Below are 13,395 nucleotides of genomic sequence, written 5' to 3'. Positions count from 1 at the left end.
CACTCAACCCCCAATCATAACGGTGGGAAAACCTGACACGATTACGCCTCCATGAGCCGTATTATCTCCCATCCGTGCGGCCGGTCGCCCGCCGATCAGCACGGTAGCCGAGCCTCTGGCAATGGCCGCTGGCGGGCCAACACAAATGGATAGATCGCCAACACAGGCAGCAGGAAGTTTTCCTATTAAGACGGTTGGCGCTCCGGGGCCTGATATTGGTCCGCCAACATGGGGCACAGGGCCGGTTGATAGCGGGCAGGTCGTCATATCGGTGAGTCGGGCAGCTGGTGGCATCTTCCTGAGTTAGTTAGTTCAGGTAGCACAACGGAGTGGACCTTGTTGTGCTACCTGAACAGCAAGTTAACGCGTGGGTAGTGCCAAGCCTGTAATATTTACTGGACGCGTATATAGGGGCTGGTTATCTGGTTTTATCCCCCGCCAACTGAACAGCTCCGTGGCTCAGTTACTCGAAAAAAGTCCGTTGGATTATTAATACTGGATTATTTTCTTTGGAAATAGTAGACAGTCTTCAAAATATATAGTTTTACTTGTTCTTCCTCTTTGCTATACTCAACCATCCTATCGCCCATCTATCTGGCAACTTGTCATGGCGACCTCTCATTTAACCACGGAACGATTTGCGCTTTACCAGCACGAACATCAGCAATGGCTACGGGCACTTGCCCTTTATACCGACCAGGAGTCGTACTTTAGTTCACTCCTGTCGCATGTGTGCGACAGCACGGCCGATTATTCGATCGTAAACCAGTCTGTGTCTTTCAGGCAGTGGTTTACGGGTCTTCGGGCGCAGATGGCCGAACTCTCCGAACTTATTGAAATGGAAGAACGGTCAACGGCAAAAGGAACACCGAACTGGCAACGCCGGCAGGAGATCGACGAGCGCCACCGACGTATGCGCAGTGGCTACCAGATGCTGGAGCAGCAGTTCATTACGGTTCGCCAACAATTTTACGCCTTCATCACTCCTTACGTTCAGTAAGCAATCCGGGCTTAACTTGCCCCGCTATGCTGACTGCCACCCATCTCTCTAAATCATTTGCCGACCTTGCTGCCATACGGAATGTCTCGCTGACACTTGCCGCCGGGCAAATTATGGCCCTTGTGGGTGCCAGCGGCTCTGGAAAAAGTACATTACTGAACATAATCGCCGGCTTGCTCGACGCCGACCGTGGCGAAGTACGACTTGATGGCGGGCTGGTTATCGGCCCCAAAGACGTACTCGTGGCCGGGCATCCGCAGATCCGGGTAGTACCGCAGGAATACCAGTTGATGCCGAACATATCCATCCGCGAGAACATCAACTATGCCCTGCGCTTCTACGAACGTACCTACCGGAGCGCCCGCGTTGATGAACTCCTGAAACTTTGTCGGCTGGAAGCGGTGCAACATCATAAACCACGCGAGGCATCGGGTGGCGAAAAGCAGCGTACGGCCATTGCCCGCGCAGTTGCAGAGCCCGCCCGCGTACTACTTCTCGACGAGCCGTTTAGCCATCTCGACCTACCCAACCGATTAATCATCAGGGATTTACTTTTTGAACTGGTCAGGCAACAGATAGGCGATCAGCCGCCGCCTGCCTGTCTGTTTGTGACCCATGATGCCACCGACGCACTTTCCATTGCCGATCAGATCGGCATTATCCAGCAGGGGCAGTTGAAGCAGATCGGAACGCCGCGCGAGGTCTATTTTAGCCCCAAAACGACCTACGCTGCCCGGATGACCGGTCCCGTAAACGTGTTTCGGGGTAAACACCTGTCCGTGTTGGGGTTACCGCCTACCCACCCGTCCGAGGCGTTTATCGGGCTTCGGCCAGAACATATTTCGCTGGCCGACGACGGGCCCGTTGCCGGCACCGTTCAGGCCGTCTTTTTTCAGGGACGTCAGAGCGAACTGGATGTCAGAGTAAGCAGGTACGTATCGGTACGGCTTCTTACCGAACGCGATGATGTGCAGGTAGGTGATCAGGTTCGTATTCACCTGAACGGCAACCGACTCATGTCCATAGGGTAATGTTTGGATTGGTCGTTTCGGTCGAATCGCTTAACTTTCCCTTCATACACGTCAGCACAGCCCATAAATTGGCGTTGACGAGCCAAACTCAACCTTTATCTCCGATTTTATGCCCGAATTCACGCTTGGGATTGAAGAAGAATTCCAGACCATTGATCCCGAAACCCGCGAGTTACGCTCGCACATGTCGAAACTAGTTGATGGCGGGCAAATTATCCTTCAGGAACGGGTAAAGGCAGAAATGCACCAGGCCGTGGTTGAAGTAGGTACAAACATCTGCCACAACATTCATGAGGCCCGTCAGGAGGTAACGTTTCTTCGTCGCGAAATAATCGAGCTGGCCGAACGTCAGAACCTGCATGTAGCCTCGGCTGGCACCCACCCCTTCTCCGATTGGCAACATCAGCTCATCACGCCCAATGAGCGCTACGACCGGCTCATCGAAGAAATGCGCGATGTAGCCCGGTCAAACCTGATTTTCGGCATGCACGTTCACGTGGGTATTGCCAGCCGAAACGAAGGAATCCAGATCATGAATGCGGTTCGGTATTTTCTGCCCCATATCTACGCGCTCTCGACCAATTCGCCGTTCTGGTGTGGCCGTAATACGGGTTTTAAATCGTATCGCTCGAAAGTATTCGATAAGTTTCCCCGCACCGGCATTCCCGATTATTTCAGCAGCGCCGCCGAATACGACGAATACATTGCCCTGCTGGTGAAAACAGGTTGTATCGACAACGGTAAGAAGATCTGGTGGGACATTCGCCTGCATCCCTTCTTCGACACCATCGAATTCCGCATCTGCGACGTACCCATGCGGGTAGATGAAACTATCTGTCTGGCAGCAATCATGCAGGCACTGGTGGCGAAAATTTACAAACTCCAGCGGGCTAACCTCAACTTCCGTCCCTACCGCCGGATCCTCATTGCCGAAAATAAGTGGCGGGCAGCCCGCTATGGCATTGAAGGTAAACTGATTGATTTTGGCAAACAGGAAGAGGTACCAACTCATCAGTTGATCTACGAATTACTGGAATTTGTTGATGATGTGGTCGATGAACTGGGCAGCCGCCAGGAGTGCGAATATGTGCATCAGATTCTTAAAAATGGCACAGGAGCAGACCGCCAGCTGGCTGTTTTCAATGAAACAAACGACCTCAAAGCGGTGGTCGATTACATCGTTCGGGAAACTTCATTCGGCGTCAGGTAGTTAAAATCAATGAACAATATCCAGTGAACAGATATCAGTTGTCAATTTCTTGGCTGATACCTGTTCACTGAGTATTGAAAACTGTACCATTGAGATGAAAATTGCCATTCTAGACATGTACAACAACGTAGCCAACGAAGGCATGCGTTGTATTCTGCACGCCATTCAAACGGTTGAAGCCAATGACGGGGTGCCACTCCCTTATACGGTTTTCAACGTCCGGGCCGAGAACCAACTGCCCGATCTTTCCTACGATGTCTACATTTCTACGGGTGGCCCCGGCATTCCGCTTCCCCTTGGCGAAGCCTGGGAAATTCCATTTTTCGGCCTGATCGACTCCCTGTTCGAGCATAACCTGACTCAGGACAACAAAAAGCATCTGTTCCTCATCTGCCACTCGTTTCAACTCGTTGCGGGCCATCTGCACCTCGGAACGATCAGCAAGCGCAAATCCACTTCATTCGGCATTTTCCCGATTCACCGTACCGACGAGGGCATGACCGAGCCGTTATTTAGTGCGCTGGGCGAACCATTCTATGCCGTTGACTCGCGGGATTATCAGCTTACGGAACCCAAACTGGCTGAATTTGAGGCTCAGGGCGCGAAATTGCTATGCCTGGAAAAGATCCGCCCACACGTAGACCTGGAACGGGCAGTCATGGCCATTCGCTTTACCGATGAAATTTTCGGTACACAGTTCCACCCTGAAGCTGATGATGAAGGAATGTTACGGTATTTTTTACTCGACGAAAAACGTACCCAGATCGTCAGTAATTATGGGCAGGCCAAATACGATGAAATGGTAACGTACCTGCAGGATCCTCAGAAAATTGCTCTGACCGAGTCGGTTATTTTACCCGGCTTTTTACGAAACGCCATCCGTGAACTGACGCCCGCTTAATTTTTCTGCCTGATCAGCCCGGTCGGGAATCCGAAGCTTACCACTCAAACGCCTTATGATTGCATCCATTCGCTGCCAATACAACGCGCATTTTAGCCCTGAACGGTACAAAGCGTTCTTAGCTCAGATCAACACTGAATTCCCTGACCAGTTGGATTTTCGGGTAGCCGAAACACCCGTTTTCGTGCCCAAACTGCTGACGGATAAAATGCTGACGGCCTGCGATGATATTGTCAGAACGATTACGAAACCTGATTTCAAATCGAAAACAGAAGCGGCCATTCCGGCCCATCAGTACGTACCCGGCGAAGGAGCAAATAGTCATACCACATTCATGGCTGTTGATTTTGCGGTTTGCCGGAATGAAACGACAGGCGAGCTGGAGCCTCAACTTATTGAACTTCAGGGCTTTCCATCACTTTATGGATTCCAGCCCTACCTGTCGGAAAGTTTCCGGTCGCACTTTCCGATACCCGATTCGGTCAACCATTTATTCGGCGTCTCTACTAACAATGAATACATCAGCGAACTGCGTAAGCTGATCGTGGGCGACTGCGATCCGGAAGAAGTTATTCTGCTGGAAATTTACCCCGAGAAACAAAAAACGCGCATCGACTTTGCCCTTACCAAGCATTACATCGGTATCGACGCCGTTTGTTTAACCAAGATCAAAAAACGGGGGCGCGAACTGTTTTACGAAAAAGACGGGCGTGAGATACGCATTCGGCGTATTTACAACCGTCTGATATTTGATGAACTGGAGGCGATTATTGACCTGAATACAGAATTCAAACTCACCGACGATGTTGACGTGTACTGGGTTGGTCACCCCAATTGGTTCTTTCGAATCAGCAAATACACGCTCCCGCTCATCAACAGCGCCTACGTACCCAAAAGTCATTACCTCAGCGACCTGACCGACGTACCCGGCGATCTGGAGCATTATGTTCTGAAACCACTTTTCTCGTTTGCGGGCAGCGGCGTGAAGATCAACGTATCGCCCGCTGATATCGACGCCATACCAGCTGCAGAGCGGGGCAACTTTCTGCTTCAGCGCAAAGTACGGTATGAGCCGGTAATCACCGCGCCTGACGGCCAGGTCAAATGCGAAATCCGGCTGCTGTTCATCTGGCCGGACAATGCCGACAAGCCTCAACTGATCACTAATTTGGCTCGACTCAGCCGCGGTGAAATGATTGGCGTACGGTTCAACAAAGACTTTGACTGGGTGGGTGGTACCATCGCCTACTTCGAGCAATGACCTACTTCCCGAGACGGACCTGATAACTAGCCGTTGGGAATAGAACTACGTTAGAGCCCGATACGATTCCATCGGGGCCAAAAGGAATATTTGCCGACAAATCAAAGGAGTGACGGACCCGGTCGAACCGAAGTCCCGCGCTGAGCTTTCCGATTGAATACCTTGAGTTAGACCCGCCAAACAAGAGGATATTTTCACTGATAAACGTAAGTGATGGTCTCAATTTGCGCACAATACTCACAGAGCCGATCTGGCCAATGGAGTAACGGCTTGTGCCAGTTCCAAGCCCAACGGTAACGTTATTCTGGGAGTCTCCAATCGATACGATCCCCTGAATCAGACCGGTCGATGCTGTTCTGTCGAATAGGGAGCCATACAGTAACTGCGCCTGTATGCCGAGCCTGACACGCACCCCAACGGGTACAGACACTTTTGTCGATAATGACCCGAATAAACTAGGGACGAACGTAAAAAAACTGGCGCCCACACTCCAGTTGTCAGTTATGCCTACGTCGAACTGGCTAATGTACACGGACGAGTTTCTGAAATAGACTCTGCCACGCTCTGCCTGATAGGCCGATGGTAAAAAATTAAGATATTGCGGAAACAGGTTCGGGCTCCCAGACGATCGCTTGCGTTGTTGAGCCGCTTGTTTGTCAGGATTTTGTACGCGCTCCATACGAACAATTCGCCTGGCTGGAATATAGACGGTACCCAACGCTTCTGTTTTCACAACTACTCTGCTGGAGTCCTGGCTTAGCACAACCGCATTGAGCGTTGTTCCGTCGGTCAGGGTAATCTCATACTGACTGGGTGAAACCGTTGTCTGCACTGGTGGCGATGCATTGGGCCGGGCATACGATTGTTGGGAGAAATAGGCGGCAGTATCAGTCATCGTCGGCGCAACACTGCTTATCTGGCCAAACAGTGCTGTTTCCACGTAAGTCAGTTGCCCGTTTTTCATCCGCACCGTATACATCGTACTATCACGTTTGATGATTCGCCCCTGAATATGAGAGCCATCTTTGAGCAAAATGTAGTAGGGCTTTCCGTTCGACGTGTCAACTGGAATCGTTTGCGCACAGACGGGCGCCATACCTGCCAGCAGGAGAAAAAGGCGTAAAAGAACTGTTTTCATCGTCAGCATGGTTTAGGAATAAGAACCGCATACCGGTTCGTCGACGGGGCTACTTAACGAACGTTTGGCTTCAGAACGGCGCGCATTGTAACACCAAACTACTTAATTGCTACTAAAAGCGTGACACATCGGCAACTTTTCTTCCAGCATATTGCTCAGACCACCGATTTCCCGCTAGCGTTGGAAATTGTGCGGGCCGAAGGCGTTTATTTATTTGGTCTGAATGGTGAGACGTACCTGGATCTGATTTCTGGCATTGGCGTCAGTAATGTTGGCCATAGGCATCCGGCTGTTCTGGTTGCCGTTCAGGCTCAGCTCGACAAGTATATGCACCTGATGGTGTACGGGGAATACGTGCAGGGGCCACAGGCAGAACTTGCCCACGCGCTTGTTGCAACACTCGAAGGGGCTAAGACTACCTATGGTCCTATCAACAACGTGTATTTCACCAACTCGGGGACGGAGGCGGTTGAAGGGGCGATGAAAGTGGCGAAACGATTTACGGGACGTACCGAGTTGATTGCCTGCCACAATGCCTACCACGGGTCGACGCAGGGAGCTCTCTCCTTGAGCGGTGATGAAAATTTCAAGCGTAACTATCGGCCGCTACTCCCCGACATTCGACACATTCATCACGGCGATTGGGATGATCTGGCGATGATTACCACCCGTACTGCTGCGGTCATTATGGAGGTGATTCAGGGTGAAGCGGGCGTTCGCGTACCCGATGCTGCGTACCTGCACGCCGTACGGGAGCGCTGCACAGCCACAGGTACGTTGCTGATCTTCGATGAAATACAAACCGGCTTTGGCAGAACCGGCTCTTTCTGGGCCTTTCAGGGCATCGATCCGGACGGAGCAGCCATAGTGCCCGACATCCTGCTGAGTGCAAAAGGAATGGGCGGCGGCATGCCTATCGGCGCTTTTATGGCGCCGGAACCGCTCATGGCGGTCATTAAAAACAACCCGATGCTGGGGCACATCACCACGTTTGGCGGCCATCCGGTTTCTTGTGCGGCGTCGCTGGCTACGTTACAAACCATTCAGAACGAACGCCTTTTTGCCGATGCCGAACGGAAAGGACAGCTCATCCGATCATTACTGGTACATCCGCTGATTCGGGAGATTCGTGGCAAAGGCCTGATGCTCGCCGCCGAATTCGACTCCTTCGAGGTACTTAAACCAATCATAGACCGGTCTATTCTGCCTCATAGCAACGTACCCGGACTATCAATCGGATGGTCGGACCAGTCGGGCGAATCCACGCCGGGCGAATCCACGCTGGGCATCATTACCGACTGGTTTCTATTTTGCAATAACTCGATGCGCATTGCTCCGCCACTGACGATTACGGATGACGAAATCCGGTTGGCCTGCCAAGTTATCTTGTCAAGTATTGATAGCCTAGACACTCGACTTGCTGCGGCTTAATCAGGTAATCACACCCTAATTTGGCATAAACCAGAACGGGTATACTTCGGCCTTTTTTCAGTCGAAGTATACCCGTTCTGGTTCAGCAGTATACGTTAAGTGCAGTCTTTTTCCAGGCTAAGCCACTACTTCAGCAGACTGCTCTTCTAACTTTTTCTGATCAGGCGATTCGTGCACAGATTGACCCGGTTTGCGGCGAGACATAAAAATGTACATGGCCGGTATAACGAAGAGCGTTAGTACGAGAGAGAACAACAGCCCGCCAACAATAACAACCCCCAGCGGCACACGGCTTTTTGAGGCCGAACCTAGTGCAAGCGCGAGTGGCAATGCACCGAAAGCGGCCACAAGCGTAGTCATTAAAATTGGACGTAGTCGCATAGCGGCCGATTCGAGCGCGGCAGCTACTTTGTCTTTCCCTTCGGCCATCTGCTCATTGGCAAATTCAACAATCAGAATCCCGTTTTTAGTAACCAGACCAACCAGGACGATGATCCCGATCTGGCTAAAGATGTTCAGCGTCTGATTAAAGAGCCATAGCGAGAATACAGCACCGGCCAGCGCCAGGGGCACCGTAAGCATGATAATGAACGGATCAACGAACGAGTCGAACTGAGCGGCCAGAATCAGGTAGACCAGAATCAGAGCCAGACCGAAGGCAAACAAGGTATTGGACGAACTTTCCGAAAAGTCACGCGATGAGCCGGTCAGGGCGGTCTGGAATGTATTGTCGAGCAACTTGGCGGCAATGGCATTCATAGCCGTCACCCCATCGCCAATCGTCTTGCCTGGTGCCAAGCCCGCTGAAATAGTAGCCGACTTGAATCGATTATAATGGTAAACGCTCGGCGGACTACTTACCTCGTCAAATTTTACGACGTTATCTAGCGGGATCAATTCCTGCCGGTTGTTTCGCACGTAGAAGGTTCGCAGGTCAGTAGGCTCATCCCGGTTCTCCCGGTCAACCTGGCCAATTACCTGATACTGCTTTCCATTCATCAGGAAGTAGGCCAGACGACGGTTACTCAGAGCCAGTTGCAACGTATTCGAGACATCAAGTACGGAAACGCCTAAGTCGGTTGCTTTTTCCCGGTCAACACTGATGTTTAGTTCAGGTTTATTGAATTTCAAGTCAACGTCTGAGTTCTGGAAGGTGGGGTCTTTTTTTACCTCTTCCATAAACAACGGTAGCTTCTCCCTAAGCTTCTCGAAACTCAGGTTTTGCAACACAAATTGAACGGGTAGCGACGAACCCGAACGGCCACCAGTGGAGATCGTTTGTTCCTGCGTGGGGAACATACGAGCATCGGTAAAGCTTTTGAAGTTCTTCGTCAGGTTATCAACTACCTGCTGCTGGGTACGTTTCCGATCCTGCGGGTCAACCATGTTTATGAAAACGAACCCGGAGTTCACGGCTCCTGCACCGGAGTTACCCGGAGCCACCACGCTAAACGTAAGCTTCGTTTCAGGTACTGAGTCAAGAACCAATTTAGTCACGCGGTCGGCAATCGAGCTCATCGCTTCGTAGCTCGTTCCCTCAGGTGCTGTGATGGGAATGCGGATTCGCCCCCGGTCTTCCAATGGAGCCAATTCTGATTTGAGCGTGGCGCCCAGCCCAAACACCAGTGCCAGACAGGCGATCATCATAGCCCACGCCCATCGACGTTTCTTCAGAAAGCTACCCAGTGAGTCGCGGTAGGTCGTATCGAGCCAGACAAAGAATGGTTCTGTTTTTTCATAAAACCACGACCGCTTATCCGGGTTTTTCGACGTCATTTTTACGCTTAACACTGGTGTCAGTGAAAGCGAGACGAACGCTGAAATCAATACCGCACCCGCCACCACAATACCAAATTCACGGAATAGTCGTCCCACGAATCCCTGCAGGAAAATGATAGGCAGGAACACGATCGCCAGGGTAATAGATGTGGCAATAACGGCGAAGAAAATTTCTTCCGACCCCTCTTCAGCAGCCTTTTCAGGCTCCATGCCTTTTTCAATCTTCTTGAAGATGTTCTCGGTGACTACAATTCCGTCATCCACCACCAGACCGGTTGCCAGCACAATTCCTAACAGTGTTAGGATATTGATACTAAAGTCGGCAATGTACATAATAAAGAATGCACCGATCAGCGAAACCGGAATATCAATCAATGGCCTGAAGGCGATGAGCCAGTCACGGAAAAAGAAGTAGATAACCAGTACAACCAGCACAAATGAGATCAGCAGCGTTTCCTCAACTTCCTCGATGGCCTTACGAATGAACGTACTTCGGTCAATACCAACGCTGACAATCAGATCTTTAGGCAACTCTTTCTTAATCTCACCGAAGCGTTTATAAAACTCATCAGCAATATCGACGTAGTTGGCACCAGGCTGAGGAACCAGGACCAGAATCACGCCCTGAACACCGTTTTGCTTCGACGATGTTTCTTCATTCTCCGGTCCGAGCGTGGCATAACCAACATCGCGCAGTCGAAGAATCTGACCGTTCGTCTGGCGGAGGATCAGGTTATTAAAATCCGCTTCTGTAGTCAGTCGGCCAACCGATTTAACAGTCAATTCAGTATTGTTACCATAGATTTTACCACCGGGAAGTTCCACGTTCTGGGCGGCAAGTGCCGTCTGGATATCCTGCACCGTGAGGCGGTATGCGGCCAGTTTGGCTGGGTCTAACCACATCCGCATGGCGTAGCGTTTCAAGCCGTAGATGCTCACCTGCGATACGCCCGGAATAGTCTGCAAGCGTTCCTGCAACACGTTCTCGGCATAATCCGACAACTCCATCGGGTTACGGGTTGTGCTCTGAACCGGCATGAAAATAATGGGGTCAGAGTTGGCATCCGCTTTCGTCACAACCGGTGGCGCATCGATATCCTGTGGCAACTGCCTTTGCGCCTGCGACACTTTGTCACGCACGTCGTTGGCGGCCCGCTCCAGATCGGTATCGAGGTTAAACTCAACGGTGATGTTACTGACCCCAAGCGCCGAGTTCGACGAGATCGTGCGAATACCTTCGATGCTGTTCAGCGTTTTTTCGATCGGTTCGGTAATCTGCGACTCAATGATTTCGGGGTTCGCACCGGTATAGCTGGTTCGCACCGAAATAACGGGCGGGTCAATGGCAGGGTATTCGCGTACACCCAGAAAGGTGTACCCGATTACGCCGAACAGCACAATGACGATGGACATTACCATCGCAAAGACCGGCCGTTTTAGTGAAAGAGAAGAAAGGCTCATTCTGTTGAGTTTACAGGTTTAGCTGCTGATTTTAGTCACCTTGACGGGCCCATCTTTCTTAATAAAGAGCAGACCTGTGGTTACGACGGTATCACCGGCACTGAGTCCTTTGGTGATCTGAATGTTGCTCTTGTCCCGAATGCCGGTCAGTACGTCTACGTACGTGGCTTTACCGTTGCGAACAACAACTACTTGTTTACCGCGTGTCTGTGGAAGTAACGCTTGAGAAGGAATAGTAAGTGCCTGATCTTCGCGGAAAACCAAATTTACCTTCGCGAAGGCACCCGGACGCAAGTCGCGGCTGGTATTGGCTACGCGCGCCCGGATACGCAGGCTGCGTGTTTCAACGTCGACGTCTGGCTCCACCGCGTAGATCTGCCCCGTGAAACCCTGCTGAACGCCATCCAGCGTGAAGTTTACCCGTTCGCCGTTCCGAACAGATGCGCTGTAGCGCTCAGGCACAGAAAAATCTAGTTTGAGCGGGTTAAGTTGCTGAAGACGAGCAATAAGTGTTGATGGCGTAATAACGGCTCCGGGGCTGACATTCCGAATGCCAATAGTACCAGCGAAGGGTGCTCTGATTTCCGTACGGCGCAACGACGCTTTAGTCAGGTCAATATCGGCCAAGGCACCTTTGAGGTTAGTAACAATGATGTCGTACTCCTGTTGGCTAATCCCCCCGCGCTGAAGAAGCTGCTTGTTACGTTCTTCAGTACGGCGGGCGTTTTCTTCAACAACCCGAAATTTTTGCAACTGAGCCTGCAAATCACCATCATACAGTTTCACGAGCAGGGCACCCTTGGCAACGGGCTGCCCCTCTTTGATGTTCAGTTCGACGATACGTCCGCTGATCTCGGCGAAGATGTCGACCTGTTCGTTGGCAACGAGCGAGCCCGTGGCTACTACGACATTGGCAATTACGGTTGGTTTGACAATAAAACCGCTGACAATGGTTGGTCCGCCAGCTCCTGCGGCACCGCCGCCAGCACCACCTTTACCGCCGCCACCCGCAGCAGGAGCAGCACCGCCGCCCCCGCCAGAACCACCTGCACCCGGTGCGGGATGTAAAAATTTATTATAAACGATAAGGCCCCCCAGGACCAGCACTACGAGACCAATAGCAACCCAGCGTTTCAAAATTTATGTTGAGGTTAGTAAAATGTTTGTTTGTCAACTAAAAAGACGTCAAGAGTGGCGCAAAATAGCGTGTTATGAAGGAAAAAGGCAGTTTATCAATGACACTACCCATGACAGAACAGCATTTATAGAACAACTCCCGCGCCAAACAGCACTACAAAGAGCAATGTAGACATGGCTAACTGGCCAAGTCTGGGGTTTAATTCAGCAGGATTCGTGTGTGTTGCCACTGCCCGACCATTCAGAATGAAAAGCGGGAAAGACAGCAGGTACAGGTATGGTGTCCAGCTTTGTGCTGTTAATAATGAGTAGGCCAACGCGCAGGCCATGCCGGCAATGAGTAAAACCCAGTGATAACGGACCGCTCCGGCTCGGCCTAACCGAACCGGAATTGACTGCTTCCCTGTTTTCGCGTCGGTCTCGATATCGCGTATATTATTGATATTCAGTACGCCTGTAGCAAAAAAACCAACCGCACTGGCAGGCAACAATAGCAACGTACCCAGCGTCTGCGTGTGCAGGTAGTACGTACCCAGCACGCCTGTCCAGCCAAAAAACAGCAGTACCGCAATATCACCGTAGCCAGCATAGCCATATGGTCGTTTACCGTTCGTGTATGCTACCGCCGCTGCAATACAGAGTAGACCGAGAATCAGAAAAGACCAGAATAACCAGGCCCCGGAGTCGCGGGTTGCTTCTACCAAAAGCCAGATACCAGAGAGTAACGAAAGGCCAGCCGTGATCAGGATAGCATTCAACATGGCTTCTTTCGTCAGGTCACCCGTTGCCACCGCCCGGCGGGGCCCTACCCGTTCAGGAGTATCTTTTCCTGAAACAGCATCGCCGTAATCGTTGGCGAAATTAGACAGTATCTGAAGGAAAACAGTTGTAAGTGCAGCCAATGCAAAGATGAGCCAGCTAAATCGTCCAGTCGATGCCGCCAGGAAGCTACCGAGAATTATACTGGCTAACGAAAGGGGTAATGTTCGCGGTCGGGCCGCAGCAATCCAGGCTTTCATAAAGAGTGAATAGGTAAGTAGATAAAC

11 protein-coding genes are annotated in these 13,395 nt (G+C 51.3%); 6 read left to right on the top strand and 5 right to left on the bottom strand.

The genetic code is table 11. From position 1 onward, the window contains the following. Positions 1-3: 3 nt before the first annotated feature. Entirely contained in the window at positions 4-294 is a 291-nt protein-coding gene (locus tag J2I46_RS00915; RefSeq protein WP_207327044.1) for a PAAR domain-containing contractile injection system baseplate protein, read from the bottom strand. Positions 295-607: 313 nt separating this feature from the next. Between J2I46_RS00915 and J2I46_RS00910 the strand changes: the two genes are divergently transcribed. The 5 genes from J2I46_RS00910 (at position 608) to J2I46_RS00890 (ending at position 5,403) form a co-directional block, all read left to right on the top strand. After that, a complete protein-coding gene (locus J2I46_RS00910) occupies positions 608-1,000 on the top strand; it encodes a hypothetical protein (RefSeq protein ID WP_207327043.1) in 393 nt (130 codons plus the stop codon). 26 nt (positions 1,001-1,026) lie between these two features. Beyond that, on the top strand, positions 1,027-2,031 hold the full coding sequence (locus J2I46_RS00905; protein WP_207327042.1) for an ABC transporter ATP-binding protein: 1,005 nt from the start codon (positions 1,027-1,029) through the stop codon (positions 2,029-2,031). A 109-nt stretch (positions 2,032-2,140) separates the two neighbouring features. Next, positions 2,141-3,241: a carboxylate-amine ligase gene (locus J2I46_RS00900; protein ID WP_207327041.1), complete on the top strand. Its 1,101-nt coding sequence runs from the start codon at positions 2,141-2,143 to the stop codon at positions 3,239-3,241. 94 nt (positions 3,242-3,335) lie between these two features. After that, entirely contained in the window at positions 3,336-4,142 is an 807-nt protein-coding gene (locus J2I46_RS00895; RefSeq protein WP_207327040.1) for a type 1 glutamine amidotransferase, read from the top strand. Positions 4,143-4,197: 55 nt separating this feature from the next. Beyond that, complete coding sequence (locus J2I46_RS00890) at positions 4,198-5,403, top strand: ATP-grasp domain-containing protein (RefSeq protein ID WP_207327039.1); 1,206 nt, start codon at positions 4,198-4,200, stop codon at positions 5,401-5,403. A gap of 1 nt (position 5,404) precedes the next feature. Here the strand turns inward: J2I46_RS00890 and J2I46_RS00885 are convergent, their stop codons facing one another. After that, entirely contained in the window at positions 5,405-6,541 is a 1,137-nt protein-coding gene (locus J2I46_RS00885; protein ID WP_207327038.1) for a hypothetical protein, read from the bottom strand. A 120-nt stretch (positions 6,542-6,661) separates the two neighbouring features. On the opposite strand from J2I46_RS00885, the gene J2I46_RS00880 reads away from it, so the two are divergent. Continuing rightward, positions 6,662-7,972 carry an aspartate aminotransferase family protein gene (locus tag J2I46_RS00880; RefSeq protein WP_207327037.1) on the top strand — a complete coding sequence of 437 codons (1,311 nt, stop codon included), beginning with the start codon at positions 6,662-6,664 and terminating at the stop codon, positions 7,970-7,972. A 117-nt stretch (positions 7,973-8,089) separates the two neighbouring features. Here J2I46_RS00880 and J2I46_RS00875 read toward each other — a convergent pair whose 3' ends face one another. From J2I46_RS00875 to J2I46_RS00865, 3 genes are all read right to left on the bottom strand, one after another. Continuing rightward, entirely contained in the window at positions 8,090-11,212 is a 3,123-nt protein-coding gene (locus tag J2I46_RS00875; protein WP_207327036.1) for an efflux RND transporter permease subunit, read from the bottom strand. A gap of 18 nt (positions 11,213-11,230) precedes the next feature. After that, positions 11,231-12,349, bottom strand: a complete 1,119-nt coding sequence (locus tag J2I46_RS00870; protein ID WP_207327035.1) for an efflux RND transporter periplasmic adaptor subunit — start codon at positions 12,347-12,349, stop codon at positions 11,231-11,233. Between the two features lie 125 nt (positions 12,350-12,474). Then, positions 12,475-13,368 (bottom strand): 1,4-dihydroxy-2-naphthoate polyprenyltransferase, encoded by an 894-nt coding sequence (locus J2I46_RS00865; RefSeq protein WP_207327034.1) that lies wholly within the window; start codon positions 13,366-13,368, stop codon positions 12,475-12,477. Between the last annotated feature and the right edge of the window lie 27 nt (positions 13,369-13,395).

Source organism: Fibrella forsythiae (assembly GCF_017353175.1).
Classification (GTDB): domain Bacteria; phylum Bacteroidota; class Bacteroidia; order Cytophagales; family Spirosomataceae; genus Fibrella; species Fibrella forsythiae.
The sequence above is the reverse complement of the archived record's forward strand: the minus strand, read 5'-3'. Positions and strand labels throughout refer to the sequence as shown.

What these genes read in the sequence shown, in the direction of transcription:
- J2I46_RS00915 (WP_207327044.1), bottom strand. Translation starts at nt 294, where the DNA reads ATGCCACCAGCTGCCCGACTCACCGATATGACGACCTGCCCGCTATCA.
- J2I46_RS00900 (WP_207327041.1), top strand. Translation starts at nt 2,141, where the DNA reads ATGCCCGAATTCACGCTTGGGATTGAAGAAGAATTCCAGACCATTGAT.
- J2I46_RS00890 (WP_207327039.1), top strand. Translation starts at nt 4,198, where the DNA reads ATGATTGCATCCATTCGCTGCCAATACAACGCGCATTTTAGCCCTGAA.
- J2I46_RS00875 (WP_207327036.1), bottom strand. Translation starts at nt 11,212, where the DNA reads ATGAGCCTTTCTTCTCTTTCACTAAAACGGCCGGTCTTTGCGATGGTA.
- J2I46_RS00865 (WP_207327034.1), bottom strand. Translation starts at nt 13,368, where the DNA reads ATGAAAGCCTGGATTGCTGCGGCCCGACCGCGAACATTACCCCTTTCG.
- J2I46_RS00895 (WP_207327040.1), top strand. Translation starts at nt 3,336, where the DNA reads ATGAAAATTGCCATTCTAGACATGTACAACAACGTAGCCAACGAAGGC.
- J2I46_RS00910 (WP_207327043.1), top strand. Translation starts at nt 608, where the DNA reads ATGGCGACCTCTCATTTAACCACGGAACGATTTGCGCTTTACCAGCAC.
- J2I46_RS00885 (WP_207327038.1), bottom strand. Translation starts at nt 6,541, where the DNA reads ATGAAAACAGTTCTTTTACGCCTTTTTCTCCTGCTGGCAGGTATGGCG.
- J2I46_RS00905 (WP_207327042.1), top strand. Translation starts at nt 1,027, where the DNA reads ATGCTGACTGCCACCCATCTCTCTAAATCATTTGCCGACCTTGCTGCC.